The organism is Streptomyces sp. MGP-P1 (assembly GCF_057766565.1).
In genome coordinates this window covers 1,439,946-1,458,402 of the sequence record NZ_JBYMEM010000007.1, presented here as the reverse complement: position 1 = coordinate 1,458,402, position 18,457 = coordinate 1,439,946, and the positions used below count along the sequence as shown (strand labels likewise).

The 18,457-nt window shown below is 72.7% G+C and carries 17 protein-coding genes; 8 read left to right on the top strand and 9 right to left on the bottom strand.

Annotated elements, in window-relative coordinates; genetic code table 11:
- Nucleotides 1–47 precede the first annotated feature (47 nt).
- Nucleotides 48–1,013, bottom strand: a complete 966-nt coding sequence (rsmH, locus tag AC3CH1_RS28030; RefSeq protein WP_488465450.1) for a 16S rRNA (cytosine(1402)-N(4))-methyltransferase RsmH — start codon at nucleotides 1,011–1,013, stop codon at nucleotides 48–50.
- 428 nt (nucleotides 1,014–1,441) lie between these two features.
- Here rsmH and AC3CH1_RS28025 point away from each other — a divergent pair, with 428 nt between their 5' ends.
- The 4 genes from AC3CH1_RS28025 (at nucleotide 1,442) to AC3CH1_RS28010 (ending at nucleotide 7,095) form a co-directional block, all read left to right on the top strand.
- Entirely contained in the window at nucleotides 1,442–2,005 is a 564-nt protein-coding gene (locus tag AC3CH1_RS28025; protein WP_361867353.1) for a beta-class carbonic anhydrase, read from the top strand.
- Nucleotides 2,006–2,258: 253 nt separating this feature from the next.
- Nucleotides 2,259–3,311 (top strand): AAA family ATPase, encoded by a 1,053-nt coding sequence (locus AC3CH1_RS28020; protein WP_488465449.1) that lies wholly within the window; start codon nucleotides 2,259–2,261, stop codon nucleotides 3,309–3,311.
- The gene (locus AC3CH1_RS28015; protein WP_488465448.1) at nucleotides 3,311–4,678 is read left to right on the top strand and encodes a DUF58 domain-containing protein; all 1,368 of its coding nucleotides are present in this window, start codon (nucleotides 3,311–3,313) and stop codon (nucleotides 4,676–4,678) included. The genes AC3CH1_RS28020 and AC3CH1_RS28015 overlap by 1 nt, the downstream gene beginning before the upstream one ends.
- Entirely contained in the window at nucleotides 4,675–7,095 is a 2,421-nt protein-coding gene (locus AC3CH1_RS28010; RefSeq protein ID WP_488465447.1) for a transglutaminase TgpA family protein, read from the top strand. Before AC3CH1_RS28015 ends, AC3CH1_RS28010 begins: the two co-directional genes overlap by 4 nt.
- Before the next feature lie 257 nt (nucleotides 7,096–7,352).
- Here AC3CH1_RS28010 and AC3CH1_RS28005 read toward each other — a convergent pair whose 3' ends face one another.
- The 3 genes from AC3CH1_RS28005 to AC3CH1_RS27995 all read right to left on the bottom strand — a co-directional run bounded on the left by AC3CH1_RS28005 (nucleotide 7,353) and on the right by AC3CH1_RS27995 (nucleotide 9,389).
- Nucleotides 7,353–7,757, bottom strand: a complete 405-nt coding sequence (locus tag AC3CH1_RS28005; protein ID WP_050358051.1) for a DUF3040 domain-containing protein — start codon at nucleotides 7,755–7,757, stop codon at nucleotides 7,353–7,355.
- A gap of 247 nt (nucleotides 7,758–8,004) precedes the next feature.
- A complete protein-coding gene (locus tag AC3CH1_RS28000; RefSeq protein WP_488465446.1) occupies nucleotides 8,005–8,763 on the bottom strand; it encodes a methyltransferase in 759 nt (252 codons plus the stop codon).
- Nucleotides 8,764–8,861: 98 nt separating this feature from the next.
- The gene (locus tag AC3CH1_RS27995) at nucleotides 8,862–9,389 is read right to left on the bottom strand and encodes an SAV_6107 family HEPN domain-containing protein (RefSeq protein ID WP_215104536.1); all 528 of its coding nucleotides are present in this window, start codon (nucleotides 9,387–9,389) and stop codon (nucleotides 8,862–8,864) included.
- Between the two features lie 165 nt (nucleotides 9,390–9,554).
- Here AC3CH1_RS27995 and AC3CH1_RS27990 point away from each other — a divergent pair, with 165 nt between their 5' ends.
- Genes AC3CH1_RS27990 through AC3CH1_RS27980 form a run of 3 tightly spaced genes read left to right on the top strand, consistent with a single transcriptional unit; the run spans nucleotide 9,555 to nucleotide 13,037 of the window.
- The gene (locus AC3CH1_RS27990; protein WP_488465445.1) at nucleotides 9,555–10,313 is read left to right on the top strand and encodes an ATP-binding cassette domain-containing protein; all 759 of its coding nucleotides are present in this window, start codon (nucleotides 9,555–9,557) and stop codon (nucleotides 10,311–10,313) included.
- Complete coding sequence (locus AC3CH1_RS27985; RefSeq protein WP_488465444.1) at nucleotides 10,285–12,372, top strand: YhgE/Pip family protein; 2,088 nt, start codon at nucleotides 10,285–10,287, stop codon at nucleotides 12,370–12,372. Before AC3CH1_RS27990 ends, AC3CH1_RS27985 begins: the two co-directional genes overlap by 29 nt.
- A 53-nt stretch (nucleotides 12,373–12,425) precedes the next feature.
- A complete protein-coding gene (locus AC3CH1_RS27980; protein WP_488465443.1) occupies nucleotides 12,426–13,037 on the top strand; it encodes a TetR/AcrR family transcriptional regulator in 612 nt (203 codons plus the stop codon).
- On the opposite strand, the gene AC3CH1_RS27975 is transcribed toward AC3CH1_RS27980, so the two are convergent.
- The gene (locus AC3CH1_RS27975; protein ID WP_488465442.1) at nucleotides 13,024–13,239 is read right to left on the bottom strand and encodes a hypothetical protein; all 216 of its coding nucleotides are present in this window, start codon (nucleotides 13,237–13,239) and stop codon (nucleotides 13,024–13,026) included. The genes AC3CH1_RS27980 and AC3CH1_RS27975 overlap by 14 nt on opposite strands.
- A gap of 432 nt (nucleotides 13,240–13,671) precedes the next feature.
- On the opposite strand from AC3CH1_RS27975, the gene AC3CH1_RS27970 reads away from it, so the two are divergent.
- Nucleotides 13,672–15,186, top strand: a complete 1,515-nt coding sequence (locus AC3CH1_RS27970; protein WP_488465441.1) for a phytoene desaturase family protein — start codon at nucleotides 13,672–13,674, stop codon at nucleotides 15,184–15,186.
- Between the two features lie 61 nt (nucleotides 15,187–15,247).
- Here AC3CH1_RS27970 and AC3CH1_RS27965 read toward each other — a convergent pair whose 3' ends face one another.
- The 4 genes from AC3CH1_RS27965 to AC3CH1_RS27950 all read right to left on the bottom strand — a co-directional run bounded on the left by AC3CH1_RS27965 (nucleotide 15,248) and on the right by AC3CH1_RS27950 (nucleotide 18,453).
- Nucleotides 15,248–16,147 carry a hypothetical protein gene (locus AC3CH1_RS27965; protein ID WP_488465440.1) on the bottom strand — a complete coding sequence of 300 codons (900 nt, stop codon included), beginning with the start codon at nucleotides 16,145–16,147 and terminating at the stop codon, nucleotides 15,248–15,250.
- 49 nt (nucleotides 16,148–16,196) lie between these two features.
- Entirely contained in the window at nucleotides 16,197–17,114 is a 918-nt protein-coding gene (metF, locus tag AC3CH1_RS27960; protein WP_488465439.1) for a methylenetetrahydrofolate reductase [NAD(P)H], read from the bottom strand.
- Between the two features lie 247 nt (nucleotides 17,115–17,361).
- Nucleotides 17,362–18,012, bottom strand: a complete 651-nt coding sequence (gene thiE / locus AC3CH1_RS27955; protein WP_488465438.1) for a thiamine phosphate synthase — start codon at nucleotides 18,010–18,012, stop codon at nucleotides 17,362–17,364.
- A gap of 75 nt (nucleotides 18,013–18,087) precedes the next feature.
- Nucleotides 18,088–18,453 carry an Rv2175c family DNA-binding protein gene (locus AC3CH1_RS27950; RefSeq protein ID WP_488465437.1) on the bottom strand — a complete coding sequence of 122 codons (366 nt, stop codon included), beginning with the start codon at nucleotides 18,451–18,453 and terminating at the stop codon, nucleotides 18,088–18,090.
- Nucleotides 18,454–18,457: the final 4 nt, after the last annotated feature.

Genomic DNA, 18,457 nt, shown 5'->3' with positions numbered 1-18,457 from the left:
GCCGCCCGGCGCCGGGCGGCCGCTTCGCGTCGGGCGCCGCCGGGTGCTCATCGCTCCTCCGCGCGGATGCGCTGGGCGCCGCGCAGCCGGGCGGGGGCGGCGCGCCGGTTCTCGGCGACCTCCTCCTCGCCTGGCAGCTCGGCGCCCCGGGTGAGCTGCTTCAGCCGGGGCTGGTAGCGCTCGGGGACGACGGGCAGGCCGGGGGGCGCGGTGTTGGCGGCGCCCGCCGCGAAGACCTGCTTGACCAGCCGGTCCTCCAGCGAGTGGTAGGACAGCACGGCGATGCGGCCGCCGACGTCGAGGCACTGGACGGCGGCCGGAATGGCCCGCTCCAGGACGCTCAGCTCACCGTTGACCTCGATGCGCAGGGCCTGGAAGGTCCGCTTCGCGGGGTTGCCGCCGGTGCGCTTGGCGGCCTGCGGCAGCGCGTCGCGGATCAGCTCGACGAGCCGGGCGCTGTTGCTGAACGGCTCCTTCTCGCGCTCGCGGACGACGGCGGAGACGATCCGCTTGGCCTGCTTCTCCTCGCCGTACGCGCGCAGGATCCGGACCAGTTCGCCGGGCGGATAGGTGTTGAGCACCTCGGCGGCGCCCATGCCGGTGCTCTGGTCCATCCGCATGTCCAGCGGGGCGTCCTGGGCGTACGCGAACCCGCGGTCGGCCTCGTCCAGTTGCATGGAGGAGACGCCGAGGTCGAACAGCACGCCCTGGACCTTGGGGATCCCGAGCCGCGCGAGGACCTCGGGGAGTTCGTCGTAGACCGCGTGGACGAGGGTGGCGCGGTCGCCGTAGGGGGCGAGCCGTTCACCGGAGAGGCGGAGCGCCTCCTTGTCGCGGTCCAGGGCGATCAGCCGGGCGGTGGGGAAGGAGGCGAGCAGCGCCTCGCTGTGACCGCCGAGGCCGAGGGTGCAGTCGACGACCACGGGTTCCGGGTGGGCCGGGTCCTGGAGAGCCGGGGCCAACAGGTCCAGACACCTCTGGAGCATCACGGGGACGTGTCGGGTCTGGCTCAAGGCGCCCTCTCAGGCTCTGTCCCGCGCGGCCGGCACGTACGTCCTGGTCCCCGCCCGCTCTGAAGGGGAGGTCAGCCGGCGCCGGGGAAGGGGCGTCGACCGACCGAGAGCGGGAGAGGGCCGGGTCGCACGTACGCCGCACATCTCGGGGGAAATACGGAATATGCAGGAGGTGCAGGGGGTGCGATGGGGCAGTGGGTACGGCGGTGGTCGGTGACTTCGCGTTACTTTAGTCCACCCTGCCATTCGATCGATTCACGATCAACGAACCGGGCAGCGAGTCGCGCCACCCGTCCGGATGCGGCGAACCCACCCGAACGGGTGCACCCCCGCGAGTCCTGTGGGTTAGCTCACAACAAGCCGAGTTGACGTTTTTTGTCCGCCCTCACAGCACGCCCGGGCCAGACGGGAAGGCTAACGTCGTATCCATGTCGACTTCTGCTCACTCCCCCGCCGAGTCCGTGACGTCCACCGCTGCGGCGGTCCGCGAGGGGGGCCAGGTCACCGACCGGCTCGTCGCACTGAACGCCGGGTACGCGAAGGACTTCCGCGATCCGGGCATGGACGCGCGCCCCGTCCTCCAGGTGGCCGTGGTCGCCTGCATGGACGCCCGTCTCGACCTGCACGCGGCGCTCGGTCTGGAGCTCGGCGACTGCCACACCATCCGTAACGCGGGCGGCGTGGTCACCGACGACGTGATCCGCTCACTGACCATCAGCCAGCGGGCGCTCGGCACCCGCAGCGTGGTCCTCATCCACCACACCAACTGCGGCCTGGAGTCCCTCACCGAGGACTTCCGGCAGGAGCTGGAGCGCGAGGTGGGCCAGCGTCCGGTCTGGGCGGTGGAGGCCTACACGGACGCCGACCAGGACGTGCGCCAGTCGATGCAGCGGGTGCGCACCTCGCCGTTCCTGCTCCACACCGACGACGTGCGCGGGTTCGTCTTCGACGTGACCACCGGCCTGCTGCGCGAGATCCACTCCGTTTCCTGAACGCGCTCACCTCGCTCTCCCGGCCCTCCGCCGCAGCTCACGCACTCACTCACTGCGGCTCGCGGTGCCGAAATCACGACAGACGCTGACATTTCACACCCACTTATCCACAGGCGAGTGACACGAAGCGGTAACGGCAACAAGAATGCGGGTGTGACATCCCCGGGCCTTCCGGCGGAGTGTCCGATTTTTTCGGGGTGGGCCGCGCGGGTACGCGCGACGGCCCCTGCGCAAAAGGGCCGAGGAGGGCCGGGTGACGACCTATGACGATCGAGCGAGCCTCGCGGATCTGACCACCACAGCAGAGCGGGTACGCAGGTCGGTGGAGGGTGTGATCGAGGGCAAGCCCGAGGTCGTACGGCTATCGCTGACGGTGCTCCTCGCCGAGGGGCACCTCCTCATCGAGGACGTCCCCGGTGTCGGCAAGACCATGCTGGCCAAGGCGCTGGCGCGGTCCATCGACTGTTCGGTGCGACGGATCCAGTTCACCCCGGACCTGCTGCCCTCGGACATCACCGGTGTGTCGATCTTCGACCAGCAGCGGCGGGAGTTCGAGTTCAAGCCGGGCGCGATCTTCGCCCAGATCGTGATCGGCGACGAGATCAACCGCGCCTCGCCGAAGACGCAGTCGGCGCTGCTGGAGTCGATGGAGGAGCGCCAGGTCACCATCGACGGGCACTCCTACGAGCTGCCCGATCCCTTCATGGTGGTGGCCACCCAGAACCCGGTCGAGATGGAGGGCACCTACCCGCTGCCCGAGGCCCAGCGCGACCGCTTCATGGCCCGGGTCTCCATCGGCTACCCGAGCCCGGAGGCCGAGCTCCAGATGCTCGACGTGCACGGGGGCGTCTCCCCGCTGGACGACCTCCAGCCGGTGGCCCACGCCCACGACATCGTGAAGCTGATCGACGCCGTCCGTACGGTGCATGTCGCCGACGCCGTGCGGCGCTACGCCGTGGAGCTCGTCGGGGCCACCCGGAGCCATCCCGATCTCAGACTCGGCGCCTCCCCGCGCGCGACGCTGCACCTGCTGCGCGCCGCGAAGGCGTCCGCCGCGCTCAGCGGGCGCGACTACGCCCTGCCGGACGACGTGCAGGCACTGGCCACGCCGGTGCTCGCGCACCGGCTGCTGCCCACCGCCCAGGCCCAGCTGAACCGCCGCACGGCGGAGCAGGTGGTCCTGGAGATCATCCAGCGCATCCCCGTGCCGACCTCGGCCGGCGGCACCGCGCCGCCCGCGCCCGTCGGGCAGGAGCCGGGCCGCCCGCTGTACCACCAGCAGCAGCCCGGGGCACGGCGGCTGTGATGGCGGCCGGCGAGCCCGGCGCCGTGGAGGACGGCGACCGGAAGGGCGGCCTCCGTGCGGCCCTGGGCGGACTGACCACCCGGGGACGCTCGTTCCTGGCCGCCGGTCTCGCCGCCGCCGTCTGCGCGTACGTCCTGGGCCAGGGCGATCTGCTGCGGGTCGGGCTGCTGCTGGCCGTGCTGCCCCTGGTCTGCGTGACCGTGCTCTACCGCACCCGCTACCGGGTGACGGGCACCCGGCGGCTCTCACCGTCGCGCGTGCCCGCGGGCGCGGAGGCCCGGGTACACCTGCGGATGGAGAACGTCTCCCGGCTGCCCACCGGACTGCTGATGCTCCAGGACCGTGTTCCGTACGTCCTCGGCCCGCGCCCCCGCTTCGTCCTGGACCGGGTGGAGGCGGGCGGTCGGCGCGAGGTGTCCTACCGGGTCCGCTCCGACCTGCGCGGACGCTATCCGCTGGGCCCGTTGCAGCTGCGGCTCAGCGACCCGTTCGGGATGTGCGAGCTGACCCGCTCCTTCAGCGCGTACGACACCCTCGTCGTCATCCCGCGCACGGTGCCGCTGCCCGTACTGCGGCTGGCGGGCGAGGCCTCCGGATACGGCGACGGGCGGCAGCGGTCCCTCGCGCTGGCCGGTGAGGACGACATCATTCCGCGCGGCTACCGGCACGGCGACGATCTGCGCCGGGTCCACTGGCGCCTCACCGCCCGCCACGGCGAGCTGATGGTGCGCCGTGAGGAACAGCCGCAGCGGGCCAGGTGCACGGTCCTGCTGGACACCCGGGGGATCGGCTACCAGGGCGCCGGGCCCGACTCCGCCTTCGAATGGGCGGTCTCCGGGGCGGCCTCGGCGCTCGTGCACATGCTGGAGCGCGGCTTCGCCGTACGGCTGCTCACGGACGACGGGAACGCGGTGCCCGGCGAGGGGTCCGGCGGTTACGCGGGCTCGACCCAGGAGTCCGCGGACTCGGCGGGCCTGATGCTCGACACGCTCGCGGTGGTCGGCCACTCCGACGGCGGGGGCCTCTCGCGCGCCCATGACGTGCTGCGCGGCGGCAACGAGGGACTGCTCATCGCCTTCTTCGGCGATCTGGACGAGGAACAGGCCGCGGTCGCGGCCCGGATGCGGCAGCGGGCCGGGGCGGGGGTCGCCTTCGTCCTCGACAGCGCCGCCTGGGCCGGCGACGAGGACGGCGTGGGACGGGCCGAGGAGCGGCTGCGGCGGCTGCGCGAGTCGGGCTGGACAGCGGTGCCCGTGGAGCCGGGGGCCGAACTACCCGCGCTGTGGCAGCTGGCGGGCGGGATGCGCACGGATTCGCCGTCGGCCACGAGCGGCGGCGCGACAGGTTTCACGGGGAGATGGTCATGAGCGGGCGGGCCAGGCTGGCGCTGTGCGCCTATGCGGCGACTCTGCTGGCGGCGGGGGCGCTGATCCCGCTCGTGGAGGGGGTCGGCTGGCTGGTGCAGGCGGCGGTGCTGCTCGGCGTCCAGAGCGGGGTGGGCGCCCTCGCGCGCCGGGCGCCGCTGGCGAGGACGCTGACCATCGGCGTCCAGACGCTGGTCACCCTGCTGCTGCTGACGCTGGTGTTCGTCCGGGACCACGCCCTGTTCGGGGTGGTGCCGGGGCCGGGGGCCCTCATGCGCCTCGGTGAGCTGCTCGTGGCGGGCGGAGAGGACGTCGGCACGTACGCCATCCCGGCCCCGATGACCGACGGCATCAAGCTGATGGTGGTCGGCGGGGTGCTCCTGATCGGTCTCGCCGTGGACGCCCTGGCGGTGACCTTCCGCAGCGCGGCCCCCGCCGGACTGCCCCTCCTCGCCCTGTATTCGGTCGCGGCCGGTCTCTCCGACGGCGAGGCGAGCTGGCTGTGGTTCCTGCTGGCCGCCTCCGGCTATCTGCTGCTCCTGCTGGCGGAGGGCCGGGACCGGCTCTCCCAGTGGGGCCGCGTCTTCGGTGGCGCCACCCGGAGTTCGGGCGGTCTGGCCGACGGGCTGGCCGGGGTGAGCGGCGGCTCCTCCCCCGTCCGGACCGGGCGGCGGATCGGCGTGTTCGCGCTCGGCATCGCCCTGGCGGCCCCCCTGGCCCTGCCCGCCCTGGACAGCGGCCTGCTGGGCGGCGACGGACCGGGGAACGGCAGGGGCAGCGGCGGCGGCACCATCTCCGCGGTGAATCCGCTGGTCTCGCTGCAGAACAACCTCAACCAGCCGGACAACCGGGAGGTGATGACGTACCGCAGCAACATCGAGGACCCGCAGAGTCTCTACCTCCGGATCCTGGCCCTGGACGAGTTCAACGGCAGCGAGTGGCGTTCCTCCACCCGCCGGCTGACGGACGTTCCCGACCGCCTCCCGCAGCCCACCGGTCTCGGCAGGGACGTCTCCGTCACCGAGGTCCGGACGAACATCTCCGCATCGCGCTCCTACCAGCAGACCTATCTGCCGCTCCCCTACCCGGCCAGCGAGGTCCGCGTCGGCGGTCGCTGGCGGTACGAGCCCGAGGGCCGCACCCTGGTGGGCGACGACGGGCAGACCACGCGCGGCGCGAATTACGAGGTCGGCAGTCTGGTCGTCGAACCCACGGCGGACCAGCTCGCGGCCGCGGGCTCCCCGCCCCCGGAGCTGGTCCGCGAGTACACCCAGGTTCCCGGCTCCCTGCCGAAGGTGGTCGCCGAGACCGCCGAGCAGGTCACCGAAGGCGCGTCCAACGCCTACGAGCAGGCCGTGGGACTCCAGGACTGGTTCGCGTCCGACGGCGGCTTCACGTACGACACGACGGTCACCTCGGGGACGGGTTCGTCCGCCATCGCCCGGTTCCTCCGCGACAAGGAGGGCTTCTGCGTCCACTTCTCCTTCTCGATGGCCGCGATGGCGCGGACGCTGGGTATCCCGGCCCGGGTGGCGGTGGGCTTCACCCCGGGGACCGTGCAGGGGGACGGGGCGATGTCGGTCGGGCTGCGCGACGCGCACGCCTGGCCCGAGCTGTATTTCGAGGGAGTCGGGTGGACCCGGTTCGAGCCCACCCCGAGCCGGGGCAGCACGCCCTCGTGGACCCGCCCCGAGGTCCCCACGGACCGTGCGAGCGACGCCGCCGAGCCCTCGGCGGACACCTCCGACGAGCCGTCCTCGGCGCCCTCCGCCGAGGACAGCTGCCCGCCGCAGTTGCGTCAGGAAGGCGGGTGCGGTCCCTCGCAGGAGCCGGGAGCCGCGCTGCCGACCGACCGGGGCACTCCGCTCTGGAAGGTGCTGCTGGTGGTCCACGCGGCGGTCCTGCTGGTGGCGGCGCTGATGTTGTCGCCGCTGCTGTGGCGGATCCGGACGCGGAATCGCCGGCTGGGCTCCGGGGGCCGCACGCCCGCGGACGCCGCCGCGCGCACGCTGGCTGTCTGGCGGGAGCTCACCGATGTGGCCTGGGACCACGGCATCGCGCCGGACGGGTCGCTGACGCCCCGGAAGGCGGCGGCCAGGATCGTGCGGCTGGGCCGCCTCGACACCACCGCGGCCGAGGCGGTGCACCGGATCGCGGGCTCGGTGGAGCAGGTGCTGTACGCCGCCGAACCGCGCCCCGCGTCGGGGCTGACCGAGGACGCGCAGGCGGTACGGGCGGCTCTGCGGGCATCGGCCGACCGCTCCACCCGGCTGCGGGCGACGCTCCTGCCCCGATCGTCCGTCCGGGTGGTGTGGGCCCTCACCGAGCGCCGGTCGGCCCTCGCGGAGCGATGGGCGGGGCGCCCGGGAGCCGGTCGCTGGACGGCCCGGCTGCGCCGCCTCACACGTCAGCACGGCTGAGGCGGTAGGGGGCGCGGCACGACGGAGCCTCCGGTCCCGGCCCTGGCAGGGTCCGGGACCGGAGGCTCGGCGCCGTCGGGTGGGCAGCGGCGCCCCTGCCGGCGGTGCGGTCGGGCAAGGGGCACCGTGGGCATGGGCTCACGTGGCGCGCTGTCGGGCAACGGCCGAGGGGCGGCCGTAGAGAATGCGGCCGCCCCTCACCCATCGGTGTCACACGCCTTCGCCCGGTCCTGTGGAGAAGAGCAGGACCGGGGCGTCTACTGGCCCTGTTCGTCGCGGCGGCGCTGCCACCGCTGCTCGATGCGGTTCATCATCGACCGGCGTTGTCTCGGTCGGCGGCTTGCGCCGCTGTCCCCGCTGCCCGCGGCAGCCGGCTGTTGCTCACCGGGCTTGGGCGCCTTGCGCCATCCGGTGACCGCGAGCACGGCACAGCCGAGCATGACGAGGAACCCCACCACGCTGATCCAGATCTGCTGGGCGACCATTCCGGCCATGAGGAGCGCGATACCCACCAGGAAGCCAGCGACCGCCTGATAGACCCTTTTCCGGGTGTACGTACGCAGTCCGCTTCCCTCGAGCGCTGTCGCGAACTTGGGATCTTCGGCGTACAGCGCTCGCTCCATCTGCTCGAGCATGCGCTGCTCGTGCTCCGAGAGCGGCACGGGATCCTCCTCGTCGTCGGCCGCGGGGGCGACCGGTATGCGGCCCTTCCAGGATAGGCAGGGATTCGCCCCCGTGAAACCCGCCCTCTAGCGCTCAGCCAGTCCGGACCGCTGTGTCGGCTCGGCTGTTGAGGCGTAGATTCCCCGACGACCGATCCGTCATGCCGGATGGTGTCACCCGATCATACGGGGCGTACGCCCGGTACGGGGGTCCTGAGTCCCACTCCGTCCGCGCTTGCGTTGCTGATCAGCGGCGCTTCTCGCCCAGAACGTGGAGCTGGGTGGCGACGGAGTGGAACGCGGGCTGCTCGGCGACCGCCGCTTCGAGCTTGAGGAGCGCCTCCATGGCGCCGGGCTCGGTGTCCACCAGGACGCCCGGCACGAGGTCGGCGAAGACCCGGACCCCGTGCACCGCGGCGATCTCCAGACCGGCCGATGAGACCAGGTCGGAGAGCTGCTCGGCGGTGAACCTGCGGGGCACCGGGTCCCCCTCGCCCCAACGGCCCGCCGGGTCGGTGAGCGCCTGGCGGGCCTCCGTGAAATGACCGGCGAGCGCGCGGGCCAGGACGGCTCCGCCCAGGCCGGCGGCCAGCAGGCTGAGCGCACCGGAGGGCCGCAGCGCCTCGACCGCGTTGCGCACGCCCTCGGCGGGCTCGTCGACGTACTCCAGGACGCCGTGGCAGAGCACCGCGTCGAAGCCGTCGCGCTCCACGACGTCGAACAGCCCGAGGATGTCGCCCTGGACTCCCCGGACCCGGTCGGCGACCCCGGCCTCGGCCGCGCGGCGCTCCAGCGCGAAGAGCGCGTTGGGACTGGGGTCGACGACGGTGACCCGGTGGCCGAGCCGGGCCGCGGGCACGGCGAAGTTGCCGGTGCCGCCGCCGGTGTCCAGAACATCCAGGGCGTCCCTGCCGGTCGCCTTGACCTGTCGGTCCAGAGCGTCCTTGAGGACCTCCCAGACCACGGCGGTACGGAGGGAGGCGCGGGGGCGCGGCTGGTCCGACACGGCAGATGACTCCTCGGCAACGTGCCGCCGGGGACGGCGGAGCGTGAACAGTGCGGGTGGTGCGGTGAGCGGTCACCACCCTATTGCCTCGCCTCGGGTCACCCGCCGCCCGGCCGCTCCGGGCGTGGTTGCGGGAGCACCGGCTGAAGGACCAGGAGCCGTTCCACCAGGCGCAGGAACATGGCCGCGTCGCGCAGCAGGTCGTCGGCGTCGCGCCCGGTGGCGGCTCCCGGCATGCCGGCCTCCGCACGGGCCCGGCGCAGGGCTCCCGAGGCGAAGAGGGCGCTCCATTCGGTCAGTTCCGGTGCTATCTCCGGGAGGACCTCCCAGGCGCTGCGGATGCGTTCGCGGCGGCGCTTGTTCGTCTCGGGGCGGCCTCGGGCGGCCAGCACGGCCGCCGCGGTGCGCAGGGCGGCGAGGTGCGCGGTGGCGTACCGCTCGTTCGGCTCGTGGAGCACGGCGGCCTCGTCGAGGCCGGAGCGGGCCTTGGCGAGCAGTTCGAGAGCGGCGGGCGGCGCCGTGCTGCGGCGCAGCACGGGGTGGACATCGCCGGCCGGGCCGGTCAGTGAGGGGGCAGGGCTGCCTGCGCGGCGCCGCGGGGCGGCGGCTGCGGACGAGCTGGCCATGACGAACCTCCTGTCGTCGTGTGACGGCTTCGTGGCCGTCTGTGTCCATGGTGACGGGCCCCACTGACAATCGACCTCGGTACGCCCCTGACCTGCCGTTTTGCTTCGAGCGCACGTTCGGGCTACTTTTTTGCACTGACCGGTCAGTTTAAAAGGGGAGGGTCTGTGGAGAGCCCGCACGGCGCGGCTGTCGCCGCCGAGGACTTCGGACTGGAAGGACCGCGCGGCCGGGTCTTCCGGAACGTGACGTTCAGTGCCGAGCCAGGAACGCTGGTGGCCATCGAGGGACCGTCGGGATCGGGCCGCACCTGCCTGCTGCTCGCCCTGACCGGCCGGATGCGCCCCACGGGGGGCCGCGCCGAGACCGGCGGACTGCGACTGCCCGAGCAGGCCGCCGCCGTCCGCCGGATCGCCGCCCTGGGGCCCGTCCCGGGCGTCAGCGAGCTGGACCCCGCCTTCACCGTCGCCGAGCACCTGGGCGAGCGCGCCCTCCTCCAGGGCCGCTACGGCGCCTCCCTGCGCACCCTGCTGCGCCCGCGCGCCGAACGCCGGGCAGCGGCCCGGGCCCGGGTCGACGCGGCACTCGGGGCCGCGGGCCTCGACCTCGCCACGCTGCCCAAGGCGGGGCGCACCTCCGTACGGGATCTGGAGCGTCTTGAGGCGCTGCGGCTGTCCATAGCACTGGCGCTGATCGGCGAGCCGCGGCTGCTCGCCGTCGATGACACCGATCTCAAGCTCTCGGACGCCGAACGCGACCGGGCCTGGGAGCTGTTGCGCGCCGTGGCCGACGCCGGGACGACCGTGCTCGCCGTGTGCAGCGAGGCCCCCGAGAACACCCAGGTCGTGCGTACCGGGCCCGTCGCCGAGGAACCCACCACCGATGAGGAGACGGCCGATGCGATCGCCGAAGCTGGCCGCGCTTGAGTTGAAGCGGTTCGGGCGGGGGAGGCTGCCGGCCGCCGCGCTGGTGGCCCTGCTGCTCCTGCCCCTGCTCTACGGCGCCCTGTACCTGTACTCCTTCTGGGACCCGTACGGGAAACTCGACAAGCTGCCCGTCGCCCTGGTCAACGACGACAAGGGGGCCACCAGTGACGGGAAGCGCATCGCGGCCGGGGACGAGATCAGCGGGAAGCTGCTCGACTCCAAGGTGTTCGACTGGCAGGAGGTAAGCCCCGCCGAGGCCGAGAAGGGCGTCGAGGACGGTACGTACTACCTCTCGCTGACGATGCCGTCGGACTTCAGCGAGAAGATCGCGTCCAGCGGCGGGGACTCCCCCGAGACCGGCGCGCTCCAGGTGCGGACGAACGACGCGAACAACTACATCGTCGGGCAGATCTCCAGGACGGTCTTCGGAGAGGTGCGCGACGCCGCATCCACGAACGCCTCCCGGTCCTTCCTCGACCGCATCTTCATCAACTTCTCCGATCTGCACGACAAGACCGCCGAGGCGGCCAAGGGCGCCGACGACCTCAAGGGCGGCATCTCGAAGGCGAAGCAGGGTTCCAAGGACCTCGCGGACGGTCTCAAGGACTCCAAGGCGGGCAGCAAGAAGCTCTCCGACGGCCTCGTCAAGCTGAACCAGGGCTCGCGGGATCTCACCACGGGCTCCGCCCAGGTCGCCGGAGGCACCCAGGTCCTGGCCGACAAGGTCAACGGGATCGCCGATGACGTGCGCCCCTTCTTCCGGGACAACGGGAAGTCCATCCGCGACACGGCCCGGCTGGTCGCCGACACCTCCGGGGCCGTACGGCACAACCTGGACCTGCTGGTGAAGAGCGCGCCCACCGCCGCCGCCGGCGCCGAGGAGGCGGCCGGCGAGCTGACCGAGATCCACCGCACCCGTTGCGAGGAGGCCGAGGAGCCCGACACCGCGGTCTGCCCGCCGCTGGAGCGCGCGAAGGTCGCGGCCGTCGACGTCGCCAAGATGGCCACCGACGTGAACACCCTGGTCGCGAACCAGAACGGTGACCTGAAGAAGCTGAGCACCCAGCTGACCGCCTTCCAGAGGCAGGCCGACGACCTCGCGAAGCGCGCGCCGACGCTGGACGACGACCTGGCGTCGGCCGTGGCCAAGGTCAATGAGCTGAACACCGGCGCCCGGAAGGTCGCCAAGGGCGCGCAGTCGCTGCACACCGGGCTCGGCGGCGCGCGGACCGGCTCCAGCGATCTGGACACCGGCGTCGGCAGGCTGAAGACCGGCGCGGAGAACCTGGACGGCGGGCTCTTCCGGCTCGGCGACGGCTCGACCGAGCTGGCCCGGGGCCTCAACGACGGCGTCGACAGGATCCCGGACTACGACAAGAAGGACCGCGACGCGCGGACCGACGTCATGGCCGACCCCGTCCAGCTGGCCTCCAAGTCGCTGCACGAGGCACCCAATTACGGCACCGGCTTCGCCCCGTACTTCATCCCGCTGTCCCTGTGGGTCGGCGCGATGGTGGCGTACATGCTGATCCAGCCGCTCAACAAGCGGGCGCTCGCCGCCGGGGCCTCCTCGTGGCGGATCGCGCTCGCCGGCTGGCTCCCGGTCGCCGCCATCGGCACGCTCCAGGTCGGCGCCCTGATGGCCGTCCTGCACTGGGGCCTCGGCCTCCAGATGGCCCACGCCGCGGGAACGATCGGCTTCCTGGCTCTGGTGACCTGCTGCTTCGCCGCGATCGTGCAGTGGCTGAACGCCTGCTTCGGGGCGGCCGGGCGGATCCTGGTGCTGGTGGTGCTGATGCTCCAGCTGACCTCGGCCGGGGGCACGTACCCCGTCCAGACCAGCCCCGGCTTCTTCGGCGCGATCCACCCGTACCTCCCCATGACGTACGTCGTCGAGGGGCTGCGCAGGCTGATCACGGGCGGCCCTCTCGGCCCGGTGTGGCTGGCCTGCGCCGTGCTGGGGGCCTTCACCGTCGGCGCGCTGGCCCTGACCGCCTTCACCGCCCGCCGCAAGCAGGTGTGGAGCCTGAGCCGGCTGCACCCGGAGCTGAGCCTGTGAGCGCGCCAGGAGCAGCGCCCGCGAGCGCGGCGGGGCCTGAAAGAATCGGCGTCATGGAAAGCAGTGGCACCACGCGCCGCCAGGCCACCCGGCAGAGGCTCTACGAGGCGGCGGTGACGCTCATCGCCGAGAAGGGGTTCTCGGCGACCACCGTCGACGAGATCGCCGAGCGGGCCGGGGTCGCCAAGGGCACGGTCTATTACAACTTCAAGAGCAAGACCGAGCTGTTCGAGGAGCTGCTCCGGCACGGCGTGGGGCTGCTGACGGCCTCGCTGCGGGCCGCCGCCGAGGAGTCCGAGGAGCGCGGCGGCACCCGGGTCGAGGCGCTGGACGCGATGATCCGGGCCGGGCTCGCCTTCATCGACCGCTACCCGGCCTTCACCCAGCTGTACGTGGCCGAGCTCTGGCGCACCAACCGCGCCTGGCAGTCCACGCTGCTGGTGGTACGTCAGGAGGCCGTCGCGGTCGTCGAGGACGTGCTGCGGGAGGCGGTGAGCAGCGGTGAGCTGAGCGAGGAGATCGACATCCCGCTGACGGCCGCCGCGCTGGTCGGAATGGTGCTGGTGGCCGCGCTGGACTGGCAGGCGTTCCAGCCGGAGCGCTCGATCGACGAGGTCCACTCGGCGCTGTCCCTGCTGCTGCACGGGCGGGTCAGCGGGCACTGAGGCCGGCCGGGCACACCGGGTCCTGGGCGTTTCGGCCGTCCGGGTCCGGGTCCGGGTCCGGGTCCGGGTCCGGGTCCGGGTCCGGGTCCGGGTCCGGGTCCGGGTCCGGGTCCGGGTCCGGGTCCGGGTCCGGGTCCGGGTCCGGGTCCGGGTCCGGAAACGTACCGGGAAAGACGAAGACGCCGGCCGCTGACGTTCGCATCCCCCGCGAACCTCACCGGACCGGCGTCTTCCGTGCCTCCGGAAACCCGTTCCCCGTGACCCCGTATGTCCCCCGTGGTCCCCGGATCCCCGTCGTGCACCCCCGTTGCGTCGGGGGAACCGCACCGTTCCGCCGCCCCGTGCCGGCGGTCCTGGCGCAGCGCCCCTTCCGTGGTCATCACTCTGCCGTCCCCGCAGGTGGGGGCCTATCCGCGTAGCTACTCATCTCCGCCCCTGAGTACGGATACTCAGGGCCCCCCGCCGAGCCCCAGCCGGGTCCCGCGCGGGGTCGTCACGATCGCCCGCGTGGCGGTCGTCCCCCTGGTGTTCACCAGCGGCTGAGCCCAGGGCCGCGAGGAGAAGAGCCTGGCCGGCGCGGGCGGACCCCGGCCTCCCGGCTGAGCTGTCGACGCCGGTCGATAAAGTCACCGGCATGGCACGAATTGCGGTGATCGGCGCCGGGACGGGCGCGATGGCGGCGGCCGCCCGGCTCGCCGTGGCGGGCGAGACGGTGACGGTCTACGAGCGGTCCGCGAGTTACGGCGGCTCGGTCGGTCGCCATGAGCACGAGGGCTTCGTCTTCGACACCGGGCCCGGGCTGCTGCATCTCCCCGCCGTCCAGCGGGACCTCTTCGTGAAGACCGGCAAGGAGTCGCTGGAGCGGTCCGTGACCCTGACGCAGGTCGATCCGGCGAGCCGCCATCTCTTCGCGGACGGCACGGCCGTGTCCCTGCCCAACGCCTCCCGGGCCGGGGTGGCCACCGCTCTCGACGACGCCCTCGGTACGGGTGCCGGGGCACGCTGGAGCGACTTCATGGACCGGGCCCGGGACGCCTGGGACCGGTCGCGGCGGCCGCTCCTGGAGGAGCCCCTGCGGGCGGACCACCAGGTGCTGGGACGCGATCCCTATCCGGCGGTGCGGCAGCGCCGCCTGCTGCGCGGTTCCCGGCAGGCGGCCACGGTCGCGGAGATCGGCGCGTGGGAGCTGGCGGACGCCCGGCTCGCCGCCCTGCTCGACGGGTACGCGCTGTCCCACGGCCTCGACCCGCGCACCGCCCCCGCGAGCGCCGCGCTGCTGCCCTACATGGAGCAGACCTTCGGCAGCTGGTACGTGATGGGCGGGATGCGCGAGCTGGCGCGGGCGGTGTACGAGCGGTGCGTGGCCCGCAGGGTGCGGTTCGTCTTCGGGGCCGAGGTGGTCCGGGTCGTCGAGAAGGACGGCCGGGCGGCGGGTGTGGAGCTGGCGGGCGGTGAGGTGGCCGAGGCGGACCGGGTGGTGCTCGGGGTGCGGCCGCGCCCGGGTCTGGTGCCGGGTCAGCAGACCCGGGGCGGAGGCGATGTGACGGTCCGGCCGGGCTCCGGCGCGGGCGCGGCGGGCCGGTTCACGGTGCTGCTGTCGCTGCGCGGGGCCCGGGAGGCGGACGCGGTGCACCGGACCGTGGTGCACAGCGCCGGCGGGGCGGCGGAGCAGGAGGCCGTGTTCGGGGGGCGGGTCGCGGGGAGCCCCACGGTGACGGTGCTGCGCCCCGACGATCCGGCGACCCGTCCGGACGCGGAGCACGAGGCGGTGACGCTCACCGCGACGGTGGCTCCGCAGGGGCCGGTCGACTGGCGGGACGCCGGGGTGCGGCAGCGGTTCGCCGAGGTCCTGGTGGAACGGGCGGCGGCGGCCGTTCCCGGGCTGCGGGAGCGGATCCTGCACACCGAGGTCCGCACGCCCGCGGAGACCGAGGACGGGACGGGGGCCGAGGGCGGTGCGGTGCCGCCGCCCGCGCTGGCCGGGGCCGGTGGCGCGTATCTGCACCCGGGCAACCTCACGCGGCTGCCGGGGCTGTATCTCGTCGGCGGCTGGTCGCACCCGGGCGGCGGGCCGGCCCACGCCGGGATGTCGGGGGCGCTGGTGGCCGGGCTGGTAGTGGAGGGCGACGACTTCCGCGGCTCACGCTGAGCGGGAGGGCGCCGCGCGTGTGCCGCTGCCGATGGGTCCTTCACCCGGCAGCGGCACGGCCTCAGTAGCGGTGCTGCTCGTTCTGGCCGGTGTCGTAGCCGTTGACGTACGGAGCGGGCGTCGCGGGCTGCTCCGGCGGCATCGGGGGGTACTGCTCGGTGTCGCGCTGCTGCGGGACCCAGACGCCGCCGGGCGGGGTGTCGGCGACGTAGCCCTGGGCGTAGGGGTCGGGGTGGCTCTGCTGCCCGCCCTGGCTGTCGTAACCGTCGCCGCCCTGGCCGTAGGCGTCGTGATCGCCGTAGGAGGGGGATCCGTTGGTGGTGCCGATGTACGGGTCGGAGTAGGCGGCGTAGCTCTGCGGGTCGGTGCCGTAGTCGTAGGTCCCGGCGTAGGGGTCCTGGGCCGGGGGCTGTTCGTAGCCGGTGTACGGGTCGTAGGCGGCGTACTGCGGCTGGGCCGAGGGGTCGGCCTCGTGGCCGTGGTCCTGGCGGGCGCTGCCGTTCGCGTCGTAGCCCGTGTTCCCGTACACGCCGTACTGGCCGGTGTCGTCGGGCAGGGGCTGCGGTTCGTAGACGGACCGGGCGGGCGGGCCGGCCGGGGGCTGGTCGTACCCGGGTCCCGTGACCTCCAGGTCCGAGACCTCCAGCGTGGGCTCCTTCACGGCGGCGCCCTCGCCGCCGCCCCTGCGGCGACGGCTCTCCCCCGGAGTGCCGCCTATGGCCCAGCCGGTGGAGAAGCCGCGCCGGAAGGACAGCGTCACGAAGGTCTGGCCGGTGGCGAAGGCCAGTGTCCCGACGACGATGACCGGAACGGAGGCCAGCAGCACGCCGACCACCACGCCGAGGAAGCCGCCGAAGGCGAGGAGCCGCCAGCGCAGTCGTGCCTTGTACTGCAACAGCACCTCGCCGAGCAGCCACAGGGCCACCAGACCGAAAGCGATGTAGAGGACCGTCCAGCCCACGCCCGCCCCCTCCTTCGGCCGTAGCCGCGTCGGCGGCGGGTACGACCGGTCACGACTGCTTGTGCAGTCCGAGTTTTTCGTAGATTTCGAGCGTAGCCGTCGAGTTGTTGAGCGTGATGAAGTGCAGTCCGGGCACACCCTCGGACAGCAGCTTCGCGCAGAACTCCGTTGCGAACTCGATGCCAATGGAGCGTACAGCGGCTGGATCGTCCTTGGCTGCGAGGATGCGCTCTTTCAACGACGCGGGCACGGTCGCGTTGCTGAGCTGGGAGAACTTTTCCAGTTGCTTCACGCTGGTGAGCGGCATGACCTCGGGGATCACCGGTGTCTCGCAACCCGCGGCGACCACACGGTCACGCATCCGGAGATAGTCCTCCGGGCGGAAGAACATCTGGGTGATCGCATAATCCGCGCCCGCCCGGCACTTGTCCACGAAATGGCCGATGTCCGTCTCCCAGTCGGACGACCGGGGGTGCATCTCGGGAAATGCCGCCACGCCGACGCAGAAGTCGCCCGACTCCTTGATGAGACGGACCAGGTCAGCGGCGTACTTCACCCCCTGCGGATGCTCGACCCACTCGCCCATCGGGTCGCCCGGCGGGTCGCCTCGGACCGCGAGAATGTTCCTGATGCCCGCGTCGGCGTACTGCCCGACCATGTTGCGCAGCTCGGCGACGGAGTGGTTCACCGCGGTGAGGTGGGCGACCGGGGTGAGGGTGGAGTCGGCGGCGATCTGCTGGGTGGCCCGGACCGTCCCGGCGCGGGTGGAACCGCCGGCGCCGTACGTCACGGAGACGAAGCTGGGACGGACCGCCTCGACGCGCCGCAGCGCGTTCCAGAGGTTCCGCTCGCCCTTCTCCGTCTTGGGCGCCCAGAACTCGAAGGAGTACGACGTCTTGCCGGTCGCCAGCAGGTCACGCACGGTGAGTGCGTGATCCGTCCTGGTGGAGGGTGTGCCAAGGGCCATAGGGGGAGGTTAACCAGGGGGCGGGTGCTCCCCCAACCGGAGCAACCGACTTTGTCTCGTTTTGCCGGACTGTTGTCCATCCCTCGGACACATGCCCGAGATGATCCGCATCGGCGCGCAAGCCGACAGATGAGCCGGTACGCCGGCCGCCGACGCGCGGGTCGGCGCGACGATCGGCGCGCAGGTCGGCGCGCTGATCGGCGCGCTGATCGGCGCGCTGATCGGCCGATGGTCGGCGCGCAGAGGATCAGAGCGCGCGGTCCCTGACGCGTCGCGCCAGCTCGGCGGTGGCGGCGGCGGGATCGTCGGCCTCGGTGATGGCCCGGACGACGACGACACGGCGGGCTCCGGCGTCCAGCACCTGGTCCAGATTGCCCGCGTCGATCCCGCCGATCGCGAACCAGGGACGTGACCCGCCGAGGGAGGCGGTGTAGCGCACGAGGTCGAGGCCGGGGGCGTGGCGGCCGGGCTTGGTGGGGGTGGGCCAGCAGGGGCCGGTGCAGAAGTAGTCCACAGCGTCCTGGGCGAGCGCCGCGTCGACCTCGGTCTCGGCGTGCGTGGAGCGGCCGATCAGGCGGTCGGCGCCGATGACCGCCCGGGCGGCGGGGACCGGGAGGTCGCCCTGGCCGAGGTGGAGCACGTCGGCGCCGATGGCGTGGGCGACGTCGGCGCGGTCGTTCACCGCGAGGAGCTTGCCGTGCCGGTGGCAGGCGTCGGCGAACACGGCGAGGTGCTCCAGCTCCTCGGCGGCCTCCATGCCCTTGTCCCGGAGCTGGACGATGTCGACGCCGGCGGCGAGCACCGCGTCCAGGAAGGCGGGGAGGTCACCCTGGCGCTTGCGGGCGTCCGTGCACAGGTAGAGCCGGGCGTCGGACAGCTGCTCGCGAGGCGTGGGCATGGGTGGGCTCCCCCGTGGTCGTGACGGTGCACGGGCCGCGCCGGGCGGCCCGTGCTCCGCTTCCTGTCGTGTCGGTCAGACGGCGAGCGCCTGGGCGCGGCGCTTCACCTCCGTACCGCGATTCTCGCTCAGCGCCTGCGCGGGGGTGCCGGGCAGGGTCGGGTCGGGAGTGAAGAGCCACTCCAGCATCTCTTGGTCGGAATAGCCGTCGTCCCTCAGGAGGGTCAGGGTGCCGGAGAGGCCCTTGACCACCTTGTCGCCGTCGATGAAGGCGGCGGGCACCTGGAGCGCCCGGTTCTCACCACGGCGTACGGCGATGAGCTGGCCATCCCTGACCAGCTGCCGTACGCGCGTCACCTGGACATCGAGCATTTCCGCGATGTCGGGAAGGTGGAGCCAGGCGGGGACGAGAGCATCGGTCTTTGCGTCAATCTCGGTCACAGGG